At 67.7% G+C, this 23,428-nt stretch carries 24 protein-coding genes; 22 read left to right on the plus strand and 2 right to left on the minus strand.

Annotated elements, in window-relative coordinates:
• Window positions 1-205 precede the first annotated feature (205 nt).
• A complete protein-coding gene (locus VA599_RS21840; protein ID WP_346790627.1) occupies window positions 206-1,360 on the minus strand; it encodes a branched-chain amino acid ABC transporter substrate-binding protein in 1,155 nt (384 codons plus the stop codon).
• A gap of 138 nt (window positions 1,361-1,498) precedes the next feature.
• Entirely contained in the window at window positions 1,499-1,819 is a 321-nt protein-coding gene (locus VA599_RS21845; protein ID WP_346790629.1) for a Mor transcription activator family protein, read from the minus strand.
• A gap of 232 nt (window positions 1,820-2,051) precedes the next feature.
• Between VA599_RS21845 and VA599_RS21850 the strand changes: the two genes are divergently transcribed.
• The 22 genes from VA599_RS21850 to VA599_RS21955 all read left to right on the plus strand — a co-directional run bounded on the left by VA599_RS21850 (window position 2,052) and on the right by VA599_RS21955 (window position 23,323).
• Window positions 2,052-2,510, plus strand: a complete 459-nt coding sequence (locus VA599_RS21850) for a Gp37 family protein (RefSeq protein WP_346790631.1) — start codon at window positions 2,052-2,054, stop codon at window positions 2,508-2,510.
• Entirely contained in the window at window positions 2,507-2,701 is a 195-nt protein-coding gene (locus tag VA599_RS21855; RefSeq protein WP_346790633.1) for a hypothetical protein, read from the plus strand. Before VA599_RS21850 ends, VA599_RS21855 begins: the two co-directional genes overlap by 4 nt.
• A 2-nt stretch (window positions 2,702-2,703) precedes the next feature.
• Window positions 2,704-4,140 carry a phage tail sheath subtilisin-like domain-containing protein gene (locus tag VA599_RS21860; RefSeq protein ID WP_346790634.1) on the plus strand — a complete coding sequence of 479 codons (1,437 nt, stop codon included), beginning with the start codon at window positions 2,704-2,706 and terminating at the stop codon, window positions 4,138-4,140.
• A 2-nt stretch (window positions 4,141-4,142) separates the two neighbouring features.
• Window positions 4,143-4,667 (plus strand): phage major tail tube protein, encoded by a 525-nt coding sequence (locus VA599_RS21865; protein ID WP_046159141.1) that lies wholly within the window; start codon window positions 4,143-4,145, stop codon window positions 4,665-4,667.
• A gap of 176 nt (window positions 4,668-4,843) precedes the next feature.
• Window positions 4,844-5,098 carry a phage tail assembly protein gene (locus tag VA599_RS21870; RefSeq protein ID WP_104945651.1) on the plus strand — a complete coding sequence of 85 codons (255 nt, stop codon included), beginning with the start codon at window positions 4,844-4,846 and terminating at the stop codon, window positions 5,096-5,098.
• Between the two features lie 16 nt (window positions 5,099-5,114).
• Entirely contained in the window at window positions 5,115-5,252 is a 138-nt protein-coding gene (locus VA599_RS21875) for a hypothetical protein (protein WP_021476592.1), read from the plus strand.
• Window positions 5,253-5,360: 108 nt separating this feature from the next.
• Window positions 5,361-8,162, plus strand: a complete 2,802-nt coding sequence (locus VA599_RS21880) for a hypothetical protein (RefSeq protein WP_346790635.1) — start codon at window positions 5,361-5,363, stop codon at window positions 8,160-8,162.
• Window positions 8,163-8,193: 31 nt separating this feature from the next.
• Window positions 8,194-9,108, plus strand: a complete 915-nt coding sequence (locus tag VA599_RS21885) for a phage tail protein (protein WP_021476594.1) — start codon at window positions 8,194-8,196, stop codon at window positions 9,106-9,108.
• A 3-nt stretch (window positions 9,109-9,111) separates the two neighbouring features.
• Entirely contained in the window at window positions 9,112-9,327 is a 216-nt protein-coding gene (locus VA599_RS21890) for a tail protein X (protein ID WP_046157938.1), read from the plus strand.
• On the plus strand, window positions 9,324-10,370 hold the full coding sequence (locus VA599_RS21895) for a phage late control D family protein (RefSeq protein ID WP_346790638.1): 1,047 nt from the start codon (window positions 9,324-9,326) through the stop codon (window positions 10,368-10,370). The genes VA599_RS21890 and VA599_RS21895 overlap by 4 nt, the downstream gene beginning before the upstream one ends.
• Window positions 10,367-11,044 carry a phage baseplate assembly protein V gene (locus tag VA599_RS21900; protein WP_346790640.1) on the plus strand — a complete coding sequence of 226 codons (678 nt, stop codon included), beginning with the start codon at window positions 10,367-10,369 and terminating at the stop codon, window positions 11,042-11,044. Before VA599_RS21895 ends, VA599_RS21900 begins: the two co-directional genes overlap by 4 nt.
• Window positions 11,045-11,082: 38 nt before the next feature.
• Window positions 11,083-12,945 carry a phage tail protein gene (locus VA599_RS21905; RefSeq protein WP_346790641.1) on the plus strand — a complete coding sequence of 621 codons (1,863 nt, stop codon included), beginning with the start codon at window positions 11,083-11,085 and terminating at the stop codon, window positions 12,943-12,945.
• Window positions 12,942-13,526, plus strand: a complete 585-nt coding sequence (locus tag VA599_RS21910) for a hypothetical protein (protein WP_346790643.1) — start codon at window positions 12,942-12,944, stop codon at window positions 13,524-13,526. Before VA599_RS21905 ends, VA599_RS21910 begins: the two co-directional genes overlap by 4 nt.
• A gap of 83 nt (window positions 13,527-13,609) precedes the next feature.
• Window positions 13,610-14,338: a phage tail protein I gene (locus tag VA599_RS21915; protein WP_346790645.1), complete on the plus strand. Its 729-nt coding sequence runs from the start codon at window positions 13,610-13,612 to the stop codon at window positions 14,336-14,338.
• Between the two features lie 241 nt (window positions 14,339-14,579).
• Window positions 14,580-15,869, plus strand: coding sequence for a baseplate J/gp47 family protein (locus VA599_RS21920; protein ID WP_104945644.1), 1,290 nt, complete (start codon window positions 14,580-14,582; stop codon window positions 15,867-15,869).
• A complete protein-coding gene (locus VA599_RS21925) occupies window positions 15,862-17,190 on the plus strand; it encodes a phage tail protein (protein WP_346790647.1) in 1,329 nt (442 codons plus the stop codon). The genes VA599_RS21920 and VA599_RS21925 overlap by 8 nt, the downstream gene beginning before the upstream one ends.
• A 13-nt stretch (window positions 17,191-17,203) precedes the next feature.
• The gene (locus VA599_RS21930) at window positions 17,204-17,686 is read left to right on the plus strand and encodes a hypothetical protein (RefSeq protein ID WP_021476603.1); all 483 of its coding nucleotides are present in this window, start codon (window positions 17,204-17,206) and stop codon (window positions 17,684-17,686) included.
• An 11-nt stretch (window positions 17,687-17,697) separates the two neighbouring features.
• Window positions 17,698-19,638 (plus strand): DUF4815 domain-containing protein, encoded by a 1,941-nt coding sequence (locus tag VA599_RS21935; protein WP_346790649.1) that lies wholly within the window; start codon window positions 17,698-17,700, stop codon window positions 19,636-19,638.
• A 9-nt stretch (window positions 19,639-19,647) separates the two neighbouring features.
• Window positions 19,648-20,856 carry a hypothetical protein gene (locus VA599_RS21940; protein WP_021476605.1) on the plus strand — a complete coding sequence of 403 codons (1,209 nt, stop codon included), beginning with the start codon at window positions 19,648-19,650 and terminating at the stop codon, window positions 20,854-20,856.
• Window positions 20,857-20,865: 9 nt separating this feature from the next.
• Window positions 20,866-21,159, plus strand: a complete 294-nt coding sequence (locus tag VA599_RS21945; RefSeq protein WP_221664881.1) for a hypothetical protein — start codon at window positions 20,866-20,868, stop codon at window positions 21,157-21,159.
• A 14-nt stretch (window positions 21,160-21,173) separates the two neighbouring features.
• Entirely contained in the window at window positions 21,174-22,637 is a 1,464-nt protein-coding gene (locus VA599_RS21950; RefSeq protein WP_346790651.1) for a hypothetical protein, read from the plus strand.
• 8 nt (window positions 22,638-22,645) lie between these two features.
• A complete protein-coding gene (locus VA599_RS21955; protein ID WP_346790653.1) occupies window positions 22,646-23,323 on the plus strand; it encodes a hypothetical protein in 678 nt (225 codons plus the stop codon).
• Window positions 23,324-23,428: the final 105 nt, after the last annotated feature.

Genomic DNA, 23,428 nt, shown 5'->3' on the forward strand with positions numbered 1-23,428 from the left:
GGCATTCGCCATGTGAAAGTAGGACACCGCCAGACGCCCCATAACGAAGCCCAGCTCAGACGAGCTGGGCTTTGTGCATTGCGCGCGCGAAACCTCCCCCAAGCAGCCCCGACCGAACCCCGGCGGGGCTTTGTTTCAGCGCTTTTTCTATAAAAAACCCGCCAGTTGCCTGGCGGTTTTTTTATTTGGCGGATGCCCGAGACGCTTACAGGCCGATCCACTTTCCTTGCTTCAGCTGATACAGGGATACCGTCGCCTGCTGGATGTCGCCCTTGGAATCAAACTTCACCGGGCCGGTGACGCCCTGGTAGTCGGTCTTGGCGATTTCCGGCAGGTACTTGGCCGGTTCGGCCGAGCCGGCGCGCTTCATCGCCGCGATCAGCACCTTGGCGGCATCGTAGGTATACGGCGCGTACGCCTGGATGTCGGCCTGGAACTGCTGCTTGTATTTCTGGCTGAATTCGCCGTAGCCGGGCAGTTTTTCCTTGGGCGCGCCGGCGCTGGAGGCGTAGCTGCCTTCGGCGCTGTCGCCGCCCAGCTTGGCGAATTCCGGCGTGTTGACGCCATCGGCGCCCATGAAGGCGGCTTTGATGCCGAGTTTGGCCATCTGTTTGACCATCGGGCCGGCCTGGGCATCCATGCCGCCGTAGAACAGCAGGTCGGGCTTTTCGCCCTTGATCGAGGTGAGTACCGCCATGAAGTCGGTGGCGGTGTTGGTGGTAAATTCGCGCTTCACCACCTTGGCGCCGGCCTGTTCGGCGGACTTGGCGAAGTCGTCGGCCAGGCCCTGCCCGTAGGTGGTGCGGTCGTCGATGACGGCGACGCGCTTGGCGCCCAGCTTGTCCACCGCGTACTTGGCCAGCGCCTGGCCTTGCTGCAGGTCGTTGGCGATCAGGCGGTAGGTGTTGTGGTAGCCCTGCTGGGTGAACGACGGGCTGGTGACCGAGCCGGAAATCATCGGGATGCCGGCGTCGGCGTAGATGCGGGAAGCAGGGATAGCCGCGCCGGAGGTCAGGTGGCCGACGATGCCGGCGATCTTGGCGTCCACCATGCGCTGGGCGACTTGGGTGGCGACCTTGGGGTCGGCCTGATCGTCTTCCGATACCACTTCGAAGGTGACCGGCTTGCCGTCCAGGGTCAGCTTCTCGGCGTTGGCTTCCTGCACCGCCAGCTTGACGCCGTTGTCGGCGTCGCGCCCCCAGTGGGCGAAGGGGCCGGTCAGCGGATTGGCGGTGCCGATTTTGACCACCGCGGAACCGGCGGTGGCCTGTTCCTGTTGCGGCGCCTGGCTGGCGGGTTTGTTGCAAGCGGCGACGCCTGCCACCAAGGTGCACAGCAGCAGACTGTGTCGGGTTTTCATGATGAATCTCTCCTGATGCTCTTTGTTTATTTTGATAGTTTCGCCGGTGCTATGGCGTGAGCTTACTGTGTCGGCCGATCCCGCTTTTGTCAATCGGCGCGGCGGCAGGATCTGCCGCGGGAGAGGTAGGCGGCGATCTTAGACCGTGCTGCGCGCGTTCTTGATGATCTTGTATACCCATTGCACGGAAATGCCGTGCTTCTGCGCCAGCGAGGCGTGGTTGGAGCCGTTGAACTCCGCCAGGATGCAGCGATCGCGCTCGGCTGATTTGCTGCTCTTGCCCAAGGGGAAGTAGACGTTCTGGCCGCCCCAGTGCTGGGCCATGCGCCGGGTGATTTCGCGGGCGATCTTCTCAGCCTGCCGATCTTCGGTATTGGCCAGCTGCCGCAGCGCCGCGGTGATGTGGTCGGTCAGGTCGGCCAGCAGTTCCGGCCCCTTGCTGCGAAGTTGTGCCTGCATGTGCGCTCCCGCGTGATGTTGTTCCAATGGATGCCATTGTTCCATTTCCCCCTGTCGCAGGCCGGATGACCGGTGTCAGCGCGATGTCAGTGCCGCATTTACTAACAGCGGCTACAAGAAGCCTCCCCCCTCCCTGCTGCATTCTTCGCCACATCCGGCAAGCAACTCCGCTGGCCGGCAGTCCGAGCGCGGTTTCCGCGCGTCCCTTTTCCCCTCTGCTTGGAGTTCCGCTGTGGCAAGCACTTCCCAGATTGTCGGCGCGCTGTTGGCGCGTTTGCGCGGCGCGGCGCCGCAACTGACCGTCGAGTATTTCGCCGGCGCCGAGGACGACTATCCGCTGGCGCATCCGCAGGGCGCGGCGTTGCTGTGCCTGCGCGGCAGCCAGTTTGGCCCGCTGCGCGACGGCTACGGCCAGGTGCGCACGTTGCAGCTGGCGATCACGGTGCTGCTGAATCAGCGCGACGCCGGGCTGGGGGATTGCGACGCGCTGGACGCGATACGGCGGGCCTGTCTCGGCTTCGCCCCGCCGGATTGCCAACCGGCGTGGCTGTTGTCGGAAACCTTTCTGGGTTACCGCGACGGCGTGGCGCGCTACGCCATCGCGCTGGCCACCGACACCTTGCAAGTGACGGAGGCCGACCTGGAGCCCGTGATCATGCTTAACGCAGTCTCAAACGAGGAGCAACCATGAAGTATCTGTATTCCGGTCCGATCAGCGGCGTCACCCTGGGCGACGGCCAGGAAATCATGCTGTTTCCCGGCAAGGAAGTGGAGATGCCGGAAGAACACAGCTACACCCGCACCCTGGTGGCGCTGGGCTACCTGAGCGCGCAGTCCGGGGGCGAAACCATCCCTTCCCATACCGCTGAACAAGGAGAGTAAGCATGGCGGCAAACTATCTGCATGGCGTTGAAACGATCGAAGTCGAGCGCGGCCCGCGTCCGGTGCGCACCGTCAAGTCGGCGGTGATCGGCCTGATCGGCACCGCGCCGGCCGGCGCGGTCAACGTGACCACGCTGACCCTGTCGGAAAAAGACGCGGCGGCCTTCGGCCCGCAACTGCCCGGCTTCACCATTCCGCAGGCGCTGACCGCGATCTACGATCACGGCGCCGGCACCGTGGTGGTGATCAACGTGCTGGACCCGGTTGCGCATAAGTCTACGATCACGGACGAGGCCGTGACCCTGGACCTGGTCACCGACTCCGCGCGCCTGAAGAACCCGGCGGTGGCCAATGTGGTGGTCAAGAGCACTGACGGCGCCTCCTCTTATACTGCCGTTGCCGGCCAGGACTATGTATTGGATACGGTGTACGGCAAGATCACCCGCTTGAAGACCGGCAAAATCATCGCTGGCGCCAGTCTGAAGGTGAGCTACGACTACGCGGATCCGTCCAGGGTGACCGCCGCCGACATCATCGGCGCCGCCGCCAACGCCGCGGGCAACCGCACCGGTCTCAAGGCGCTGCAGGACACCTACAACAAGTTCGGCTTCTTCGCCAAGCTGCTGATCGCCCCGGGCTTCTGCACCCAGAACACCGTCGCCGCGGAAATGGTGGCGATGGCTGACAAGCTGGACGCCATCGCCTACGTCGACGCGCCGATCGGCACCGCCTTCGCCGACGCGCTGGCCGGCCGCGGCCCGGTGGGCACCATTAACTTCAACACCTCCAGCGACCGCGTCCGCCTGTGCTACCCGCACGTGATGGTGGCCGACGGCAACGGCGGCCTGCGCTACGAACCGCTGTCGTCCCGCGCCGCCGGCCTGCGCGCCAAGGTGGACAACGACAAGGGCTTCTGGTGGTCCAGCTCCAATCAGGAACTGGCCGGCGTGGTCGGCGTCGAGCGCCAGCTGACCGCGATGATCGATGACCCGAACTGCGAGGTGAACCAGCTGAACGAAAAGGGCATCACCACGGTGTTCAATAGCTACGGCTCCGGCTTCCGCCTGTGGGGCAACCGCACCGCGGCCTGGCCGGCGGTCAGCCACATGCGCAACTTCGAGAACGTGCGCCGCACCGGCGACGTGATCAACGAGTCGATCCGCTACTTCAGCCAGCAGTTCATCGACATGCCGCTGAACCAGGCCACCATCGACGCGCTGGTGGAGTCGGTGAACGGCTATGGCCGCAAACTGATCGGCGACGGCGCGCTGCTGGGCTTCAAGGCCTGGTTCGACCCGGCCCGCAATCCGGCGACCGAGCTGTCCGCCGGCCATCTGCTGATCAGCTACAAGTACACCGTGGCCCCGCCGCTGGAACGCCTGACCTTTGAAACCGAGATCACCTCGGAATACCTGCTCAGCCTGAAAGGAGGCAATTAATCATGGCCGGCAAGATTGAAATCAACCGCATCACCAACGCCAACATCTACATCAACGGCAACTCGCTCTTGGGCCGCGCCGAAGAGATCAAGCTGCCGGACGTGTCCGCCATCATGCAGGAGCACAAGGCGCTGGGCATGGTCGGCAAGATCGAGCTGCCCGCCGGCTTCGAGAAACTGGAAGGCGAGATCAAGTGGAATTCGCTGTACAAGGACGTGGCCAAGATCATCGCCAATCCGTTCCAGGCGGTGCAGCTGCAAGCCCGCTCCAGCATCGAGACCTACGGCTCGCAAGGCCGTCTGCAGCAAGTGAGCCTGGTCACCTTCCTGACCGTGATGTTCAAGAAGAACCCGCTGGGCACCTTCAAGCAGCATGAAAACGCCGACTTCAGCTCCGCCTTCACCGCCACTTACGTCAAGCAGGTGGTGGACGGCGAGGACATCCTGGAGCTGGACTACATGGCCAACATCTTCCGCGTAGGCGGCAGCGACATGCTGGAGCTGTACCGCCAGAACATCGGCGGCTAATCCCGGCTCGTCCGCGGACTTGGTCCGCGGGCGGGCGGGTGGGCGCGGCTTGGCGGGGAGGGCGCCTCCCGGACCCCGTCGGCCGCTTTTAAAGCCAATCTCTAAAGCGCTTTCGCATACCCCCGATACCGGTTGCCGGAAAATGACGGCATCCCAACCCGCTTCAAGGAGCCATCATGCAGATCAAGCTGCAATACCCGTTCACCAATGCCGCCGGCCAACGCATCGACACGCTGGACGTGGCGCGCCTGAAGCGCGCCGACCTGAAGGCCGCCGGCCACCACAGCCAGGACGACGCCGACCAGGAAGACTTCCTGTTCGCCCGCATGACCGGCCTGACGCTGGAAGACATCGACCAGCTGGACATCGCCGACAGCCGCGCGCTGGCCGACAGCTTTCGCGAAATGGTGGGCGGATCCGACAACGCTTAAGTCGTTCGACGAGGTCTTGCTGACGGTGCTGAACTTGCCGCCGTCGGAGATCGACGCGCTGGCGATGGACGACTACTGGTTCTGGTGCGAAGTCGCCGAGCGCGAGGTCCAGCGCCGCAACGAGCGCCAGCAGCACCTGCTGGACGCCATGTAAGGCGGCTGTCCCGCCGCTCTTAGTCCGAATCTTTTCCTGATCGGCCGCCTCTCGCCCGCCGGGACGGGGCCGATCGCCCTTTCTATTCCCCAAATACAGGCAATCACCATGGTAAGCGAGTTTTTCATCGGCCTTAAGGTGGGCGCGACGCTGTCCGGGGTGTTCGACAACGCCTTCCGCTCCGCGCGTTCCGCGATGGACGATCTGCGCAAGAGCAGCTTGCGCCTGTCCGACGCGCAGAAGGACCTGGCCGGCAATGTCGAACGCACGCGCCGGGCTTATGCCGGGCTGGATCTGGCCCGGCTGGAGCGCCAGCACCGCCAGCTGGAAGCCACGCTGGGCCGGCTGACCCGCCAGCACGAGGCGTGGCAGGCCAGCTTGCGCCGCGGCCGGGCGTTGAGCATCGCGCCGGGCGGCGCGCTGCAGTCGACGCTGCGCATCCAGCAAAGCCGGATCGAGGTCATGGCCTCGGTCCGGCTGAGCGCATCCATCCGCCAGGTCGAGCAGAAGCTGGAAAGCCAGCGCCGCGACCAGGACAAGGCCGAGCGCAATCTGCCGCCGGCGGGCGAGCCCCGCACCGGCGCGCGCGGCGGCCAGGGGGGAGGGAGCAAGAGCGGCAATCGGAGCGGCGGTGGCAACGATGCCGGCGACGCGCCCGCCAAACGCCCTTCTTCCTCCTCTCCGTCCTCTTCTTCCGGCTGGCGCTGGCCCAGCATCGATCTCTCCCTTGGCAAACTCCGCCTGCCGACCCGGCAGGAACTGATCCGCGTCGCCGATTTCGCCCAAAAGGCAGGCGCCGCCGTCGCCAACGCCAGCGGCAAGGCGCATGCGGCATTGTCGACGGGCGAAGGGCGCAAGGCGCTGGATGCGATCCACGCCAAGCTCAATCCCAAGCTGGGCGGCAAGCTGCCCAGCGTCGAAAAAATCCTGGACGGCCTCAAGACCGCCGAGACAGTCGGCCAGGTGGTATCCAAGAGCGGCCAGCTGGCCGGCGTGACGTTGCGCAGCCTGGACGGCGTCAAATGGGCTGATCTCAAGCCGGGCAACGCCGGCAAGAGCCTGACCGGCGCGGCCGACTACGCCAAACGCGGCGGGGCGGTGATCGCCGACGCCAGCGGCAAGCTGCATGGCGCCTTGTCCAAGGGCGAGGGGCGCGAAGCGCTGGACTTCGTCCACGGCAAGCTGGACAAGGCCTTGGGCGGCAGGCTGCCCAGCGTCGAAAAAATCCTTGGCGGCCTCAAGACCGCCGAGACAGTCGGCCAGGTGGTATCCAAGAGCGGCCAGTTGGCCGGCGTGACGCTGCGCAGCCTGGACGGCGTCAAATGGTCGGATCTCAAGCCGGGCGATGCCGGCAAGAGCCTGATCGGCGCGGCCGATTACGCCAAGCGCGGCGGGGCGGTGATCGCCGACGCCAGCGGCAGGCTGCACAGCGCCTTGTCCAAGGGCGAGGGGCGCGAAGCGCTGGACTTCGTCCACGGCAAGCTGGACAAGGCCTTGGGCGGCAGGCTGCCCAGCGTCGAAAAAATCCTCGGCGGCCTCAAGACCGCCGAGACAGTCGGCCAAGTGGTATCCAAGAGCGGCCAACTGGCCGGCGTGACGCTGCGAAGCCTGGACGGCGTCAAATGGTCGGATCTGAAGCCCGGCAACGCCGGCAAGAGCCTGACCGGCGCCGCAGACTACGCCAAGCGCGGCGGGGCGGTGGTCGCCGACGCCAGCGGCAGGCTGCGTGCCGCGCTGTCCAAGGGCGAGGGGCGCGAAGCGCTGGATTACGTGCATGGCAAGCTCAATGCCAAGCTGGGCGGCGCGCTGCCCAGCGTCGATTCGATATTGGGCGGGCTGGAGCAGCTGGAGGAGCTGGGCAAGACCGTGTCCAAGGCCGGCGGGATGGCGGGCAAGGCCTTGCGCGCTTACTCCGGCGCGTCCGGCAACGTTTTCCAAAAGGCGATGGCAGCCGCCGGCGCGCTGCTGAGCGGCGATGAGGCCGACAGCGGCCCCCAAGCCGGCGGCAAGGGCGAGAAGGGGAAAAAGCGCGCGGCCGCCAAGCCGGCGGCGAAATCCACGCCGAAACCGGCGCCCAAAACCACAGCGCCGGCCAAAGCCAAGCCGGCTGCGAAGCCATCGGTCAAGCCGGGCAATGCGTTGAAGGAAGCGCGCGGCCTGCCGGGCAAGAGCAAGAGTTTGCTGTCCGGATTGAAGCTGTCCAAGTCCGGCGGGGGCTTGCTGAACACGGGACTCAAAGCGCTGAGCAAGGGCGGCAAGGGTTTGAAGAGTTTGATCGGCAAGGCCGATCTGCTGGGCGTGGGCATGGATCTGCTGGCCACCAGTCGATCCAATCTGAGCCCGCAAGCCAAGGCGGCCGCCTACGGCAAGACGCTGGGCGGCACCGCCGGCGCCTTGGCCGGCGGCGCCGCCGGCGCCGCCATCGGCACCATGCTGCTGCCCGGCGTCGGCACTTTCGTCGGCCGGCAGGTGGGCAGCTGGCTGGGGCAGAAGGGCGGCGAGTGGCTGGGCGAGAAGATAGGCAGTTGGGCAGGCAAGCCGAGCGCGGCGCCGAAGCCGGTGGCGGTGCCCAAGCGGGCGACCCCACCCAAGCCGGTGGCGGTTCCCAAGCCGGCGGCGCCCGTCAAGCCATCGCCCAAACCCGCAGCCAAGCCGGCAGCCCAGGCGCAGCAGGCGCAACAGCTGCGACGCATCCAGCAGACGGCCAACAAGGCCGCGGCCAAGCCCGCCGGCCCGGCCGCCGTGTTCAACATCACCTTCTCGCCGCAGATCACCATCAACGGCGCGGCATCCGCCGGCGTCAAGCAGCAGGCGCAGCAGGCGATGCAGCAGTCTTTCGCCGAGTTCGAACGAATGATGAAGCGCTACGAGGCGGACCGTCAGCGGCGCAGCTACGCGGCGCGGGGCTGAGGAGACGCATCCATGAAGAAAGGAGCAAACGATGTACGCGGTACTGGGTGACATCGAGTTCGACCTGATCAGTTATTTCGACGGCCTGGAGCAGCGCGGCGGCAGCGATTACGCCGAGCACGCGCGGATAGGCGGCAAACCGGTGCTGCAGTTCGTCGGCGACCGTCTGGACGAGGTCCGCATCGACCTGGTGCTGCACGCCGCCTATTGCCAGCCGGACGCCGAGCTGCAGCGGCTGCACGCCGCCCGCCAGACGCACCAGGCGCTGGCATTGGTGCTGGGCAACGGCGATCACAAAGGCCATTTCGTGATCACCGAGCTGACCAGCACCGGCCGCCAGAGCGACCGCACCGGCAATCTGCTGGCGGTGGAGGCGCAGTTGTCGCTGCGCGAATTCCGCGGCCAGGCGGCGCCGTCGCCCAAGCCCGGCCTGCTGGGCAGCGTCAGCGGACTGCCGCAGGCCAAGCTGCAGCAGTCGCTGGCCGGCGCCGGCTTCAAGCCGGACCTGTCCGGCTTGAGCAAGGCGCTGTCCCAGGCCAAGACCATGGCGGTGCAGGCGCGCAAGGTGGTCAACGACGTGCGCGAGCTGAAAGACCTGGCGCGGCGCGATCCGTTGTCGGCGCTGGGCAGGGTGGATGGCGTGCTGAAGGACGTGCAGACGGCGGTGCCGGGCATCGCCCAGGGCGTGGAGCGACTGAACCAGTTCATCCAGCCGTATGCGCGGCTGGCTGAGAGCATCAAGCCGCTGATCCCGCAGTTTCAGGCCATGGGCCGCCAGCTTGGCGCGCTGGCCGAAACGATGCAGGGCTGCACGCTGGACAACGTCGCCGACAAGCTGGGCAAGGCGGAGGCGACGGTCCGCGACATCGACAAAAACTGGCCGACACGCGACATCGAGATGGCGAAGTTGGCCGCCAAAGCGGTGCTGCGCCGCATTCTGGAGTGAACCATGTTTCTCAAGCACATCTGTCAGGAAGGAGAGCGCTGGGACCAGATCGCCTGGCGCTATTACGGCGACGTCGGCCAGATGGTGATGCTGATCGCCGCCAATCCGCAGGCGCCGATCAGCGAGACGCTGCCGGCCGGCACCCAGCTGGCCATCCCGCTGCTGGAGGCGCGCGACGAGGCGGCGCTGGATGAGCTGCCGCCGTGGAGGCGCTCATGACCGACAGCCGCATCCAGGACGTGGCCGCGCCGGCGTTCGAGCTCAGCTACAACGGCAAGTCCATCACCGCCGACATCGCCCAGTACGCGCTCAACATCAGCTACACCGACCATCTGTCCGGCGAGTCGGACGAGCTGGAGGTGGAGCTGGAGGATTGCGACGGCCGCTGGCTGAACGGCTGGTATCCGGACAAGGGCGCGACGCTGGACTTCAAGCTGGGCTACCGCGGCGCGGCGCTGGTGGCGCTCGGCAGCTTCGACGTGGACGAGGTCGATTACAGCGCGCCGCCGTCGGTGGTCCACATCCGCGCGCTGGCCACCGGCGTCCAGCATCCGCTGCGCACACCGGAGGGCCGCGCCTACGACAAGCTGACGCTGCAGGCGCTGGCGCAGCGCATCGCCAAGCGCCACGGCATGAAGCTGGAAGGCAAGATCGAGGACGTCGAAATCGAGCGGCTGACCCAGTACCACGAAACCGACCTGCAATTCCTGCAGCGGGTGTCCAGCCACTACGGCTACGTCTGCAAGGTGATGGACAACAACCGCAAGCTGGTGTTCTGGAAGCGCGCCGAGCTGGTGGCGTCGGCCAGCGTGCGCCAGTTTGCGCCGGCCGATCTGATTTCCTGGCGCGCGCGCGACCAGCTGTCGCAGGTGCCCAGCGCGGTGGAAGTCAGCTACCACGACCCGCACAAACGCAAGCTGCAGACGGCGCGGGTGGGCGCCGACGCGCGCTCGCCCGGCGGCAAGGCCAGCAGCGCCGACGTGATCAAGCTCACCCGCAAGTCGGGCGGACGGGCGCAGGCGGAGCTGCAGGCCAAGGCCGAGATGGAGCGCCGCCAGCTGGCGCGCACCGAGATGAGCGTCACCGTGGATGGCTCGCCGCAGCTTGCCGCCGGCCGCAACGTGGAGCTGTCCGGCTTCGGCAAGCTGTCCGGCCGCTACCTGATCGAGCGCGCCCGCCACCGCCTGTCGCGGCAGGAAGGCTATATCTGCGAACTGGACCTGAAACGCGCGGCGCCCGCCGCGGCCAAGGAGAAGAAATGAACGATGTTTCCCTGCCCGACGCGCTGGCCACGCTGAAATTCGGCAGCGTGGCCGAGCATGACGCCCCCACCCAGCGGGTGCGGGTGCGGCTGCCGGAGCTGGGCCAGCTGCTGACCGCCTGGCTGCCGGTGCTCAGCCGCAAAAGCCTGAAGGACAAGGACTACTGGCTGCCGGACATCGGCGAACAGGTGGCGGTGCTGATGGACGCACGCGGCGAGGACGGCGTGGTGTTGGGCGCCATTTACTCCGAGGCGGACGCGGTGCCGGTGGCGAGCGAGGAGAAATGGCAGCGCCGCTTCGCCGACGGCGCGGTGCTGGAGTACGACCGGCAGCAGAACCAGCTGACCGTCAACGGCGGGGTCAAGCATGTGGTGGTGGATACCCAGGCCGACGTGCTGATCAAGGCCGCCTCCAGCATCACCATAGACGGCGGCCAGACCGTCACCGTCAAGGCCGGGAGCAAGGTCAGCATCAACGCGCCGGCCACCGAGATCAGCGGCACGCTGACGGTGCAGGGCGCGATCACCGGCAAGGGCGGCCTGACGGTGTCCGGCGGCGGCGGCGCCACTGTAACGGGCAGCGTCAGCGTCAGCGGCGATGTCACCGCCAGCGGCAAGAGCCTGGTGGGCCACAACCACATGGGTGCCCACGGCCCGACCAGCCCGCCGCTCTGAGCCGCGGCGCCATCTTATTCGCAGTTTGATTGGAGACGATGATGAACAACGATTTCTTCACCCTGCTCACCGCTGTCGGCAAGGCCAAGCTGGCCGCCGCAGCCAGCGGCGGCGCGCCGCTGAAGCTCAGCCAGATGGCGGTGGGCGAGGGCGACAACGGCGCGTATTACACGCCTAGCGAAAGCCAAACCGCGCTGAAAAGCGAGGCCTGGCGCGCCGGGCTCAACCACCTGTCGACCGACCCGGCCAATCCCAGCTGGATCGTCGCCGAGCTGGTGATTCCGGACCAGGTGGGCGGCTTCACCATCCGCGAAGTGGGCGTGTTCGACGCCGACGGCGCGCTGTTCGCAGTGGGCAAGTTCCCGGAAAGCTACAAGCCGGTCTTGGCTGACGGTGCCAACAAGCAGCTTTACGTGCGGATGATCCTGGAAGTGTCCAACGCCGCGGCGGTGACGCTGATGGTGGACCCGAGCGTGGTGCTCGCCACTCGCGGCAGCGTCGATCAACGCATCGCCGAGGAGCTGGCCAAGCTGGACGGCAAGCCGTCGGTTCGCGCAGCCACCACCGGCCCCATCGCGCTGACTGGCCTGCCGACGGTGGACGGCGTCGTGCTGCAGCTGGGCGACCGAGTGCTGGTGAAGAACCAGGCGGCGGGCGCCGACAACGGCATCTACGTGGCCGGCACGGGCAATTGGGCGCGCGCCGCCGACGCCAACATCAGCCTGGAAGTGACGCCGGGGCTGTTCGTCGCGGTGGAGCAGGGCGCGGCCAACGGCGGCTCGCTGTGGCAGCTGACCACGCCGTCGCCCATCGCGCTGGGCACCACCGCGCTGGCCTTCACGCAAATCGCCGGCAATACCGGCGTGGCGGCCGGCACTTACCGCAGCGTCACCGTCAATGCCAGGGGGCAGGTGGTGGGCGGCAGCAATCCGGCGACGGTGGACGATCTCGGCTTGGGCGCCGACCTGGCGCTGCCATTGGCGGCCTTGCCGCTGCCGGTGGTGTCGACGGCGGACAGCAACCGCGTGGCGGTGGCCGCGACGGCAGTGGCGGGGCAGGGCGGCACTGTGTCGGTGCCGGCCGGCGTGCCGCTGAGCCTGGCCCAGGAAATCGTGGCGGGACAGAGCGGCCGGATGCGGACCTTTGTCACCGCGGCCTGGACCAGCCCGGCGTTGCAGGCCAATGCTGAATACTATCTGCGTGGCCAAGTGGTCGGCGGCGCGTTGTCGCTGTATGTGCAGCGAGGCGCTTTGAGCGACGCGCGGCCGGATTCGCTGAAGGGGAGTCCGTCTTCGGCTGGCGGCGGCGGTTTCTTTTCGACGGCTCTGGATATCTGTCTGGCCCGCATCGTCACCGGGGCGGCCGGCAGCGCGCCGACGGTGCAGCGTGTGATCAACCGCGGGCAGGATGCCTGGTCGGCGACGATGAACGGCAACGGCGTCGTCTACCTGCCGCTGGATCCCTTTGTCAAAACCGGCCGCATCTCCACCGGCATCGTCACGCCGCACGCCACGGCCATTTCCTCCGTCATGCACGGCTCCGCCGGCTGGACCGGCGCCGGCTACTGGTATGCGGCGCCGAATCGGAGCGCGGCCACCTACGCCGTCGGCGTTTCTTTGGGCTGGGTGCCTGGGAACCCGGTCATTGTCACCTCAAGCAATGTGGTCGGCGATACCACGGCGTCGGTTTGCTCCGGCATGTTCGACCACGTCGCCGGCAAGTCGATGTGGCAGGTGTTGCAGCTGGAGCATCAGCTGGGCGACGTCGATGGCGTCAACAGCGACGAGCACCTGATGGGGATGGGGCACAAGAACATGCTGCAGGCCGATTATGACTCCGGCCTGGCCATCAGCTTCGCCAATTGCGTCAATGCCGTGCTGACCTGGGAGGTCGTTCGATGAAAATGGTAGCCGATTTACTGTCCTACGATGGCGAACTGCGCCCGTTGCGGCCATCCATTGCGCATGCCTGGAATGGAGAGGCCTGGGTTGTAGACGATGCTTTGGCGAAACAGCAGCTGGAGCAATTCAGACTGGAAACATGCGGCCGGATCGACGCCGCCGCCGACGCCGCCAGCCAGCTTTATGTCGGCAGCGAGCTGCGCGCGCTGGAGTACCGGCAGGCCGCCGCCGAGGCCCAGTCTTATAAAGACGGCGGCTGCAAGGGCGACGCGCCGCCGGCGGTGCAGGCCTGGGCTAGCGCCAAAGGCTTGTCCGGCAAGGACGCGGCCGACGGCATCCTGGTCAAGGCCGCCGCCTGCGGCCAGGCGCTGTACGCGATCCGAGCGTTGCGCCTGGCGGGCAAGGAGGCGGTTCGCAACGCTGTCGATGGCGACGCCGCCCGCGCGGCGGCCGAGGACGCGCTGGCCAAGTTGCGTCAGCTGGCAGAGTCGCCAGACGCGCTGGCCGCGCCGGAAAGCGACGCGGCCAATGCCGGCGGCTTCTGGCGTTCCTCTCTCAAGCTGCTCTCCCGGGGGGCTTGATCTCCGGCCGGCGGCCGCGCGCCGCCGGTTTTCCCTCCCGCGGCCGGCCATCCCGGCCGGCGCGCTGTTTCCAAGGTTATCCAATGACCGACATCACACCCAATGCGCTGGCCGGCGACAAGCGGCTATCGCCGCTGGCCGAACTGAGCCGGCGCCTGCAGCGCATCGATCTGGCTCCCTTTCTGGTCTACCTGGTGGATCAGGTGGAGGCCGATTTTCTGCCGCTGCTGGCCGAGCAGCTGCACGTGGCCGGCGACGAGGGCTGGCAGCTGGCCGGCGGCGAAGCGCAGCGGCGCGACCTGATCAAGCAGGCGATAGAACTGCACCGCTACAAGGGCACCCGCTGGGCCTTGCAGCGGGTATTGGCCACGCTGGGCCTGGATGGCCGCGTCAGCGAGTGGTTCGAGTACCAGGGCCGGCCCTTCCATTTCAAGATCGATCTCGACCTGTCCGGCCGCGGCCTGGGCGAAGCCACCTACCAGGCGCTGCGGCAGATGCTGGACCAGTACCGCAACGCCCGTTCCCGGCTGGAGAGCCTGGACCTGCGGGTGGAGCTGCGCGAGCAACTGCCCGCCGTCGCCGCGGTTTCCGCCGGCGGCGAGGTGGCCAGCGTCTATCCGCAGGCGCGGCGCGAGCTGCGCCAGCATGGGCCGCTGCGCCTGGGCGCGGCCCATGGCGGCGTCGAAACCGTCACCGTCCTGCCTTGGCAGCGGGGACGGCTGGATGGCCAGGCTGCGCTGCGCTGGGGCATGGGCCTGCCGTGCCGGGAGGCGGTCACGCTCTATCCGCGCCCGCTTCAACGCATTTCCTAAATCGCTTCAAAAGCCGCGTCCGCGGCGATTTGCAAATATGACGTGACGATAACGACGACCGGCAGCCGGCGGCGTGATCCACGAAATCGAACGTAGACCCGCTAGCAAAACCCCTGATCCTGCGTTGCGCCTCCTTGTCGTACGAGTGGGTGCTGCCTGCGTCGGCGCGCCTTGGCTCAGGTTCTCTGCGAAGTTTTGTTAGCGGCTCTTAGGCTGTAAGCCAACCGACAAGGACCCGTCCATGAGCCCGAACCTCCCCGATCTGCCCGACTTGCCCATGGTCGATCCGGCCGCCGCCGCCAGCGCCATGGCCGACGCCTATCTGAAACTGGGCGGCCGGCAGCAGTACCCGAAACAGATGGAGCAGCTGCTGACGGAAATGCTGGCCAATCGCCAGCCCGGTCTCGCCGCCGCCGACCTGCCCAAATTCATCGACGACGACCCCAAAACCGTCGCAGCCCAGATGGCCGCCACCTATCAGGACATGGCCGGCAAGCGGCTGTATCCGGGTCAGGTGGAGCAGCTGTTGATCGATTTGTTCGCCTACCGCGAAAGCCTGGCGCGCGCCGCCTTCAACGACGCCGGGCGGCAAAATCTGGTGGCCTTCGCCCGCGCGCCGATGCTGGATTACCTGGGCGAGCTGGTGGGCGTGGCGCGTCAGCCGGCCCAGGCGGCGACGGCGCGGGTGACGCTGACTTTTCCGGCCTATGTCGACGGCGGGCCGAAGCAAGTGATTCTGCCCGCCGGCGCGCGCATCTCCGGCAATGCCGCGACACAGTTCCAGACCACCGCCCCGCTGGCGGTGAATTTGGCGGACAAGCCGCAGGATCTAGCCTGCGAGGTAGCGGCCACGGTGCCGGGCGAGGCGGGCAATCTGCCGCAGGCGGGCGATCTCAACCAGCTGCTGGATGATCCCGGAGTCAAGGTGGAGGTGGCCGGGGCGGAGAAGCCGTGGGGCGGCGCCGAGGCGGAAGACGACGAGCATCTGCGCCAGCGCATCCGGCTGGCGCCGGAAGCCTATTCCTGGGGCTCGGCCAACCGCTACCGGCTGGCGGCGATGACGGCGGCCGCCGACGCGGCGGATGTGAGGGTGATTTCGCCGCGTCCGGACGGCACGGTGCAAGTGGTGGTGCTGGGGAAAGACGGCGCGCCGTCGACGGAAACCCTGCGCCGCGTCCGGACGGCGCTGGCGGACGACAAGGCCAGGATGATCAACGACAGGATAGAGGTGGTTCCGGCCGAGGTGGTGGATTACGCGATCCGGCTGGAAGTGGACGTGCTGACCACCCGCATTCCTGATCTGGTGTGCCGGATGGCGAAGGAGCGCTGCCAGGGATACGCGGCCAATCTGGCCCGCCGGCTGGGCGGTGACATCGTGCCGTCGCAGATCAAGACCGCGCTGCACGACATCGACGGTTTGTATGACGTTCGCGTTCTGGAGCCGGCCGACAAGCGGGTGCTGTCGTCGTCTCAATGGCCGCGCTGCGCGGCGGTGGAGGTGACGCTGGGAAGGATGGTGAGCGATGGCTGAGCTGTTGGTTCCGCCGCTGGCGGGCGACGCGCGCGGCCGGGCTTTCGACGCGCTGTCGGCGCGCAGCGCCGGCTTCGACCTGTCGCCGGCGCTGATCTACCTGATCGACCAGGCGCCGGCCGAGCTCCTCCCCCTGCTGGCCGAGCAATTCAACGTGGTCGGCCCGTTGTGGGCCTACCTGCCCGATGACGCGGCCAAGCGGCGCGCGATCAAGGAGTCGGCGGCGTGGCACCGGGCCAAGGGCTCGCCGTGGTCGGTGGAGGCCGCGCTGTCGTGGGCGGGTTACGCGGGCAAGGTGGAGGACGCCACCGCGCCGGCCACCCGCTGGGCGGAATTCCAGCTGGAGCTGGACGCGCCGGTGGATGGCGACGCCTTGCTGACGGTGCTGGAGTTGGCCCGTTTCGCCGCGCCGGCCCGCTCGCACCTGGCGCGGCTGTACGGCGGCTACGACCGCCGCGTGCTGAACGCGTCGAGCGGCGACCGCTGGTCGGATGCTTTCCTGTCGGACGATTCCGGCGTGTGGCGCGACGGCGTGCAGCTGAGTTTTGGCCGACGGCGGCCGCTGTCCGCGGTTTGCCCGGCGGCGGCCACCGGTTTGGGGCGCCGGCGCGTGCATGCGTCGCGCACGCTCTACCCGGACATGCTGCGCTATGGCACCGCCCACTTCGGCGACGCGCCGGTGCTCAACCATCCGGTGATGCGCAGCCGCCTGATCGGCCTGGGCAACAAAGAGGGATTGCGCGATCCGGTGATCCTGGCCGGCAATCCGCCCTCGTCCAGCTGGACCGGCGGCTGGGATGACAGAACATGGGGACGCTGGCTGCCGATGACGCCGCACCGGCGCACCGCCCGCGCCGCCTTGGTGCTGTCCGGCGACACGCGGCTGGGCGAGCCGAACACCCGCTTCGGCGGCTGGGCTGAAACCTCGGCCGGGCGCTTCATCTGGTCCGACTCCGCATGCAAATTGTCCGATTTCGACCCCGGCCGAACGCGCCTGGTCATCGAGGCCGTCGAGGTGGAGGCGCACGGCCTGGCGGCGGTCCGGCCCGACGATGGCGACGCGATGGGCGCGCGCACTACCCGGCGTTCGTTGCACACCGGCCAGATCGACTGGCGCGGCGCGATCCGGATGGATAGCGGCCTGCGCTGGTCGGACCGGCCGCTGGCCGAGTCCACCGGTGGGCGGCTGGAGTACCGGCTGACTACCGGCGACACCGCCGGGCTCGGCCCGCGCGCCGACCATTATGGCTGGCGCGGCCGCTGGGATGACCGGCGCTGGCGCGGCGATCTCTCTCTCTCCCACCAAACCTTAACCACCTGAGGAAAACAACCTTATGGCAACCCTGACCCATAGCGGTCGCGCCGCGTTGGCCGCCGCGCTGGCGTCCCAGACCTTGCATTTCGCCTGGGGCATCGGCCAGGCGGCCTGGGACGACAAGCCCGTTCCCGAACCGATAGACGCTACGGCGCTGGTGTCGGAAGTGGGCCGCCGCCTGATCACCGAGGTGCGCTTCGTCACCGAAGACCCGGCCGGCGAAATCGTCGTCCCCACCGGCCGCTACCGCGTTTCCAACGATCCGACACGCCATTTGCTGCTGCGCATCGCCTTCGAGTTCGGCGACGCCCCGGCCTCGGTGATACGCGAAGTCGCCGTTTTCGCCGGCAGCAAGACCCAGCCCGATCTGCCGGCCGGCCAGCGCTACTTCACGCCAGACCAGATCGCCGCCCCCGGCATTTTGGTCGCGCTGGAACGCATCACCCCCATCCACCGTTCGCCAGCCACCCGCGAAACCTTCGAACACGTCATCTCCCTGTAAGGATTGCAGCCATGTCCAACATGCCAGACGGTTACTACAACCGTTTCGATCCGGCCAAGCATTTCGACGCCCACCTGTTCCGGGCGAGCTATGCGGTGCAAGCGGCCGAGTTCAATGAAGTCCAGTCCAGCCTGTCCGCCCGCATCCAGGGCGTTGCCGACGCGATGTTCCGCGACGGCAACGTGGTGCGCGACGCCCGCGTCGTGGTGCACGCCGACAGCGGCCAGGCCGTTTGCGAGGCCGGCGCCGTCTATCTGAAGGGCGCGGTGCGCGGCGTGGCGCCCAAGCAGCTGACGATTCCCGTGGTCGGCGTGGTCGCCATCGGCCTGTATCTGCAAGAGTCGGTGGTGACCGAGCTGGAAGACCCCAGCCTGCGCGACCCGGCGGTGGGCGCGCGCAACTACCAGGAAGCCGGCGCCGCGCGGCTGAAGGTGGAGGCGGTGTGGGGCTTCGCCGGCGACGGCCAGGCCGGCGAGTTCTTCCCGGTCTACCAGGTGGAAAACGGCGTGCTGCGCGCCAAGGAGCCGCCGCCGCAGCTGGACGGCGTCACTCAGGCGCTGGCGCGTTACGACCGCGACAGCTCGGGCGGCTCCTATGTGGTGTCCGGCCTGGCCGTGGCCGCCGCAGCCGATCTGCCCGGCGGCGAGCAGGTCTACACCGTCAGCGAGGGCCGCGCCCGCGTCAACGGCTACGGCGTGGAGCTGAGCACTTCGCGGCGCCTGGTCTATCCGGCCGCCGCCGATCTGCGGCCCATCGACAGCGAGCCGCATACCAGCGCCAGCGCCGGCGCCCAGCGCATCAATGTCGACCGCGCGCCCATCGCCGTGATCAGCCAGGTGCGCATCACCAAGGAAGTCACCGCCACGCTGACCCATGGCGGCTATACCGGCGCCCAGGACCCGCTGCCGGACACTTCCGTGATCTCGGTGCTGGAAGTGAAGCAGGGCGGCACCGTCTACGCCGCCGGCACCGATTACAAGCTCAGCGCCGGCAAACTGGACTGGAGCCTGCCGGGCAACGAGCCGGCGCCGGGCAGCACCTACACGGTCCGCTACCAGTTCATCGCCGCGGCGCAGCCCACCCAATCCGACGCCACCGGCTTCACCGTGGAGGGCGCGGTGGCCGGCACCCTGGTGTTGGTCAGCTATAGCCAGAAACTGCCGCGCATCGACCGCCTGGCCATCGGCGCGGACAGCGAGCTGGTGTGGATCAAGGGCGTGGCCGCCGACTGGAATCCGCAGCCGCCGGCGGTGCCGGCGTCCTTGCTGCCGCTGGCCTCCATCATCCAGACTTGGACCCGCGACCGCGCGGTCAGCAACGACGGCGTGCGGGTGGTGCCGATGTCCGACCTGGCCGGGTTGCAAGGCCGGCTGGACCGGATGGCCGAGCTGATCGCCCAGCAGCGGTTGACTTCGGACGCCCAGCTGCGCGAAGCCGGCGCCAAGAAGGGCCTGTTCGTCGATCCCTTCCTGTCCGACGGCATGCGCGACGCCGGCATCGTCCAGGCCGCAGCCATCGTCGGCGGCGAGCTGACCCTGCCCATCGCCGCCAGCGCCGCTTCGGTGCCCAACGATGTGTCCGACCGGACCAGCCTGGCTTTCAGCCTGGCTCCGGCGCTGGAACAGCCGATGCGCACCGGCAGCATGAAGATCAACCCCTATCTCGCCTTCGACCCGCTGCCGGCCGCGGTGACGCTGACCCCGGCGCTGGACCGGTGGACCGAGCTGCAGACCAGTTGGGCCAGCCCGCTGACCGAGCGCCTGACGATAGGCAGCGGCAACCGCGCCAGCGTCAGCCAGACCACCACCGACGCGCTGCTGTCCACCAGCCGCAAGCCGATCGAAACCCTGCGTTCCATCGAGGTGCGCTTCAGCGTGTCCGGTTTCGATCCCAACGAAGCCCTGTCCAGCCTCAAGTTCGACGGCATCAGCGTCGCGCCCGCCGCCCAGTAAGGAGAAACCATGCCTCTCAACGCCAACAGCGCCGGCCTGCTCGCCGGCAAGTTCACCATCCCGCCCGGCGTGCCGGCCGGCGTCAAGCGCGTCGAGTTCGTCGGCGCCGGCGGCAGCCGCGGCGAGGCGGTCTTCGTCGGCCAGGGCGAGCTGCAGACCGAGCTGCGCCGCCAGATCACCCGCATCACCGAAACCCGCTGGCAGGTGGACCCGCTGGCGCAGACCTTCACGCTGAACGCCGACACCCAGCTGGGCGGCATCGAGCTGTGGTTCACCGCCAAGGGCGCCAGCCCGGTGGCGGTGCAGATCCGCGAAACCACCACCGGCGTGCCGTCCCGCTCGGTGCTGGCCGAAGCGCATCTGCAGCCGGCCGACATCGTCCTGTCCGGCCCCACCCGCATCCAGTTCGCCGCGCCGGTGAACCTGCAGGGCAGCGTCGAATACGCGCTGGTGGTGCTGTGCGACGACGCCGACGCCGCGCTGGCCATCGCCGAGCTGGGCAAGTGGGACAACAGCGCCAGCCGCTGGGTGACCAGCCAGCCCTACCAGGTGGGCGTGCTGCTGTCGTCCAGCAACGCCAGCAGCTGGACCGCGCACCAGGACCGCGACATGGCCTTCCGCCTGCTGGCCGCCAGCTACGCGGTGACCGCCAGAACGGTAGATCTGGGCAAGATCGACGTGAAGAACGCCACCGACCTGATGCTGCTGTCGCTGTCCGACAGCCCGTCCGCCGCCGCCCGCGTCGAATACAGCCTGGGCCTGCCCGACGGCAGTGCGGTCCAGGTGGCCGATGGCCAGCCGGTGCGGCTGCCGGCCCCGCTGAGCGGACAGGTGGGCGTTTCGGCCCGCCTGCTCGGCACCGAGAGCGCGTCGCCGGTGCTGTTCCCCGGCACCCAGCTGGTCAGCGGCCAGATCGCGCAGAGCGCCGACTACGTCAGCCGCGCCATTCCGGCCGGCGTCAACGCCCGGGTGCGGGTGGTGTTCGACGCGCTGATCCCGGCCGGCGCCAGCGTGACGGCTGCCGCCTCCGGCATCGACGACGGCGATGTTTTCCAGGCGGTGGCCTACCAGGGCAGCAAGCCGCTGGGCGATGGCTGGATGGAAATGACGCACGAGCTGGCTTCCATCAGCGAGGCGATGGTCCGGGTCAAGCTGACCTTGTCCGGCAACAGCGCCGCCCGGCCGCGCGTGCGCAATCTGCGCGTGATCGTGCTGTAAGGAGGGGCGATGGACAATCAGACCCCCCATCTGAACCTGCCGCTGCCGAATCCCGGCAACAGCCTGGCTGAGGACGTGCTGCGGATACGCGACGCCTTCACGGCGCTGGACCAGAAAATGGCCAGCCTGGATGCGTTGCTGTCCAGCGACGATCTCAACCTGGACACCGTCCAGGAACTGGTGGCCGCCGTCAAGCGCGCCCGCGGCGACATCGACGCCGCAGCCGGCCAGTTTACCGAACAGAAGCGCATCGTCGACGCTCGGCTGCAAATCCTGACCGCGCTGGCCAGTGCCGGCCTGTAAAACCCGGAGGAACCATGTCAAAAGATTTACCGGAATATCGCGCGCAATACCTGGCGCGCATCAAGAGCCAGTTGCTCGGGACCGATCTTAGCAGCGCCGGCGCCACTGATCTGGTGATGCAGTCGGCGCTGCTCAGGGCGCACAGCCTGGTCAGCAGTTTGGATCTGCAGGACATCGACTATCTGCGCGACATGAACGGCGCCGTGCTGGAAAACTATCTGCAGCAGGCGGGGAACCGCGCGCGCTTCGAGCAGCAGCTGGCTTCCGCCGGCGTGATGCCGTCCATCGTCTCCAGCGCCGTCATCATGGCCGCCGTCGCCGACAGTCCGACGGCGATGGCCTCGGTCGCCGGCAGCGCGCCGGCGATGACGGCCATCGTCGGCAATGCGCCTATCACCAATCTGCTGGTCGGCAACGCCACGGCGATGAAAGCGGTGGCCGCCAGCGCGGTGGCTATGGTCGCCGTGATCGCGTCACCGGCGGCGATGGCGGTCGCGGCGGTGTCGTCGACCGCGATGGCGGCGATGGCATCGTCGCCGACCGGGATGGCCGCCCTGTTGGCGAACGCGTCGGCCTGGACGAGCATTGTGTCGTCGCCGATTGCGATGGCCGCGGTGGCAGCATCGTCGACTGCGTTGTCCGCCTTGCTGGCGAACCTGTCCGCATGGGCGATCGTGGTGTCGTCGCCGACAGCGATGACGGCGATGGCGGCATCGTCGATTGCGATGAATGCAATCGCTTCCGCGCCGAGTGCGCTGGCGGTTGTGATGGGATCCACAAGCGCGATGGCTGCTGTGGCGGCATCGTCGACGGCGATGACTGTAGCGATATCGTCACCAGTCATTTTGTCCGCGTTGTTGGCGAGCCCGGTCGCATGGGCGGCGATTGTCGCATCCTCGGTTGCGATGACCTTGGTGGCTGCGTCGCCGACCGCGCTGGCAGCGGTGCTGGCATCGCCAGCGGCGATGACGGTGATGGCGGCGTCTCCGGCGGGGATGACCACTCTGTTGGCGAATGCATCCGCTCTGTCGACCGTCGTGGGGTCTCCGGCTGCGATGGCTGTGGTTGCCGCATCTTCGACGGCGATGACCGTTGTGTTTGCTTCCGCGGCGGCGCGGCAGGCGGTATGGGCTGCCGATACGGCGGTTCAGGCCATCGCCAATGACGCGTCGGCCATCGCCTGGCTGGTCAGCAATCGGGCGACGACGCCGGCGGCGAGGACGGACTCCGCCCCTTACACCTACTACAGCGGCCGGGCCCTGATCCTGCGCCATCAGCAGCTTTCCACGCCCAGCACCAGTCCTGGCTGGTTCCACAACTTCGCTACCCGGCGGGCGGGGTCCACAGTCGGTCAAGTGCAGACGCCACAGCCTGCATCTAGCGATGGATGGAAAAACAATGTCCTGGCGGTCAATCCGCTCCAGTTCAACAACAACACCGGCCACTCGTCGCAGCTGCAATACGTGGTGATGGATTGAGGATGAACATGAAAATCATTGTCGATTTACAGACCAAAACCGTGGCGGGCGTCACGGCGGATGGCGATTTCCCGGCAGGGAAGAATCAGGCGTTGATTGTGCCGCCGGAGGGTTTCGATCCCGATGCGATGGGCGATTACGTTTTTGACGGCAGCGAGCTGGTTCGGGATGCCGGAGCCATGCTTTCCCGCGCCAAGGCCGCCCGCAAGGCCCGCATCAAGCTGGAAGCCGCCCATCTGATCGAGGCCGATGATTGGAAGCTGCAACGCGCCCGCGAGCGAGAGGCCGCCGGCTGGGGCACCCTGGCCGAGGTGGACGCGGCGCTGGCCGCGCGCGAGTCGATCCGTCGCTCGTCCAACGCCGCCGAGCAGGCGGTGGATGCGCTGACCGACGCGGCCAGCGTGCAGGCCTTCGTCTGGGCGGTCGACGTCGCGGTCGCGGCGCCGCGCCGGATGACGCACAAGCAGTTCATGGCGCGCTTCACCGACGCGGAGATCCAGGCGATGCTCAAGGCCTTCGGCGACAATCCCGCGCTGCGGCCCTGGTGGGAGCGCTTCAGCCTGGCGCGCGACATCAGCCTGGATGACGCGGTCACCCAGAACGGCGTCCAGGCGCTGGAGGCGGCCGGCCTGATCGGCAAGGGCCGGGCCGCTGAAGTGCTGGCCAACGCCCCAGCCGCGGTCTGATTCGACCGTCCAACTCATCTGTTCCTTCGCCTTGCCCGGTGCGCCCCTCTCAACGGGGCGCGCCATCTCCCCAGCCCGTCCGCATCCGGATGGCGGACTCAACCC

The organism is Chromobacterium indicum (assembly GCF_039708975.1).
GTDB lineage: Bacteria > Pseudomonadota > Gammaproteobacteria > Burkholderiales > Chromobacteriaceae > Chromobacterium > Chromobacterium piscinae.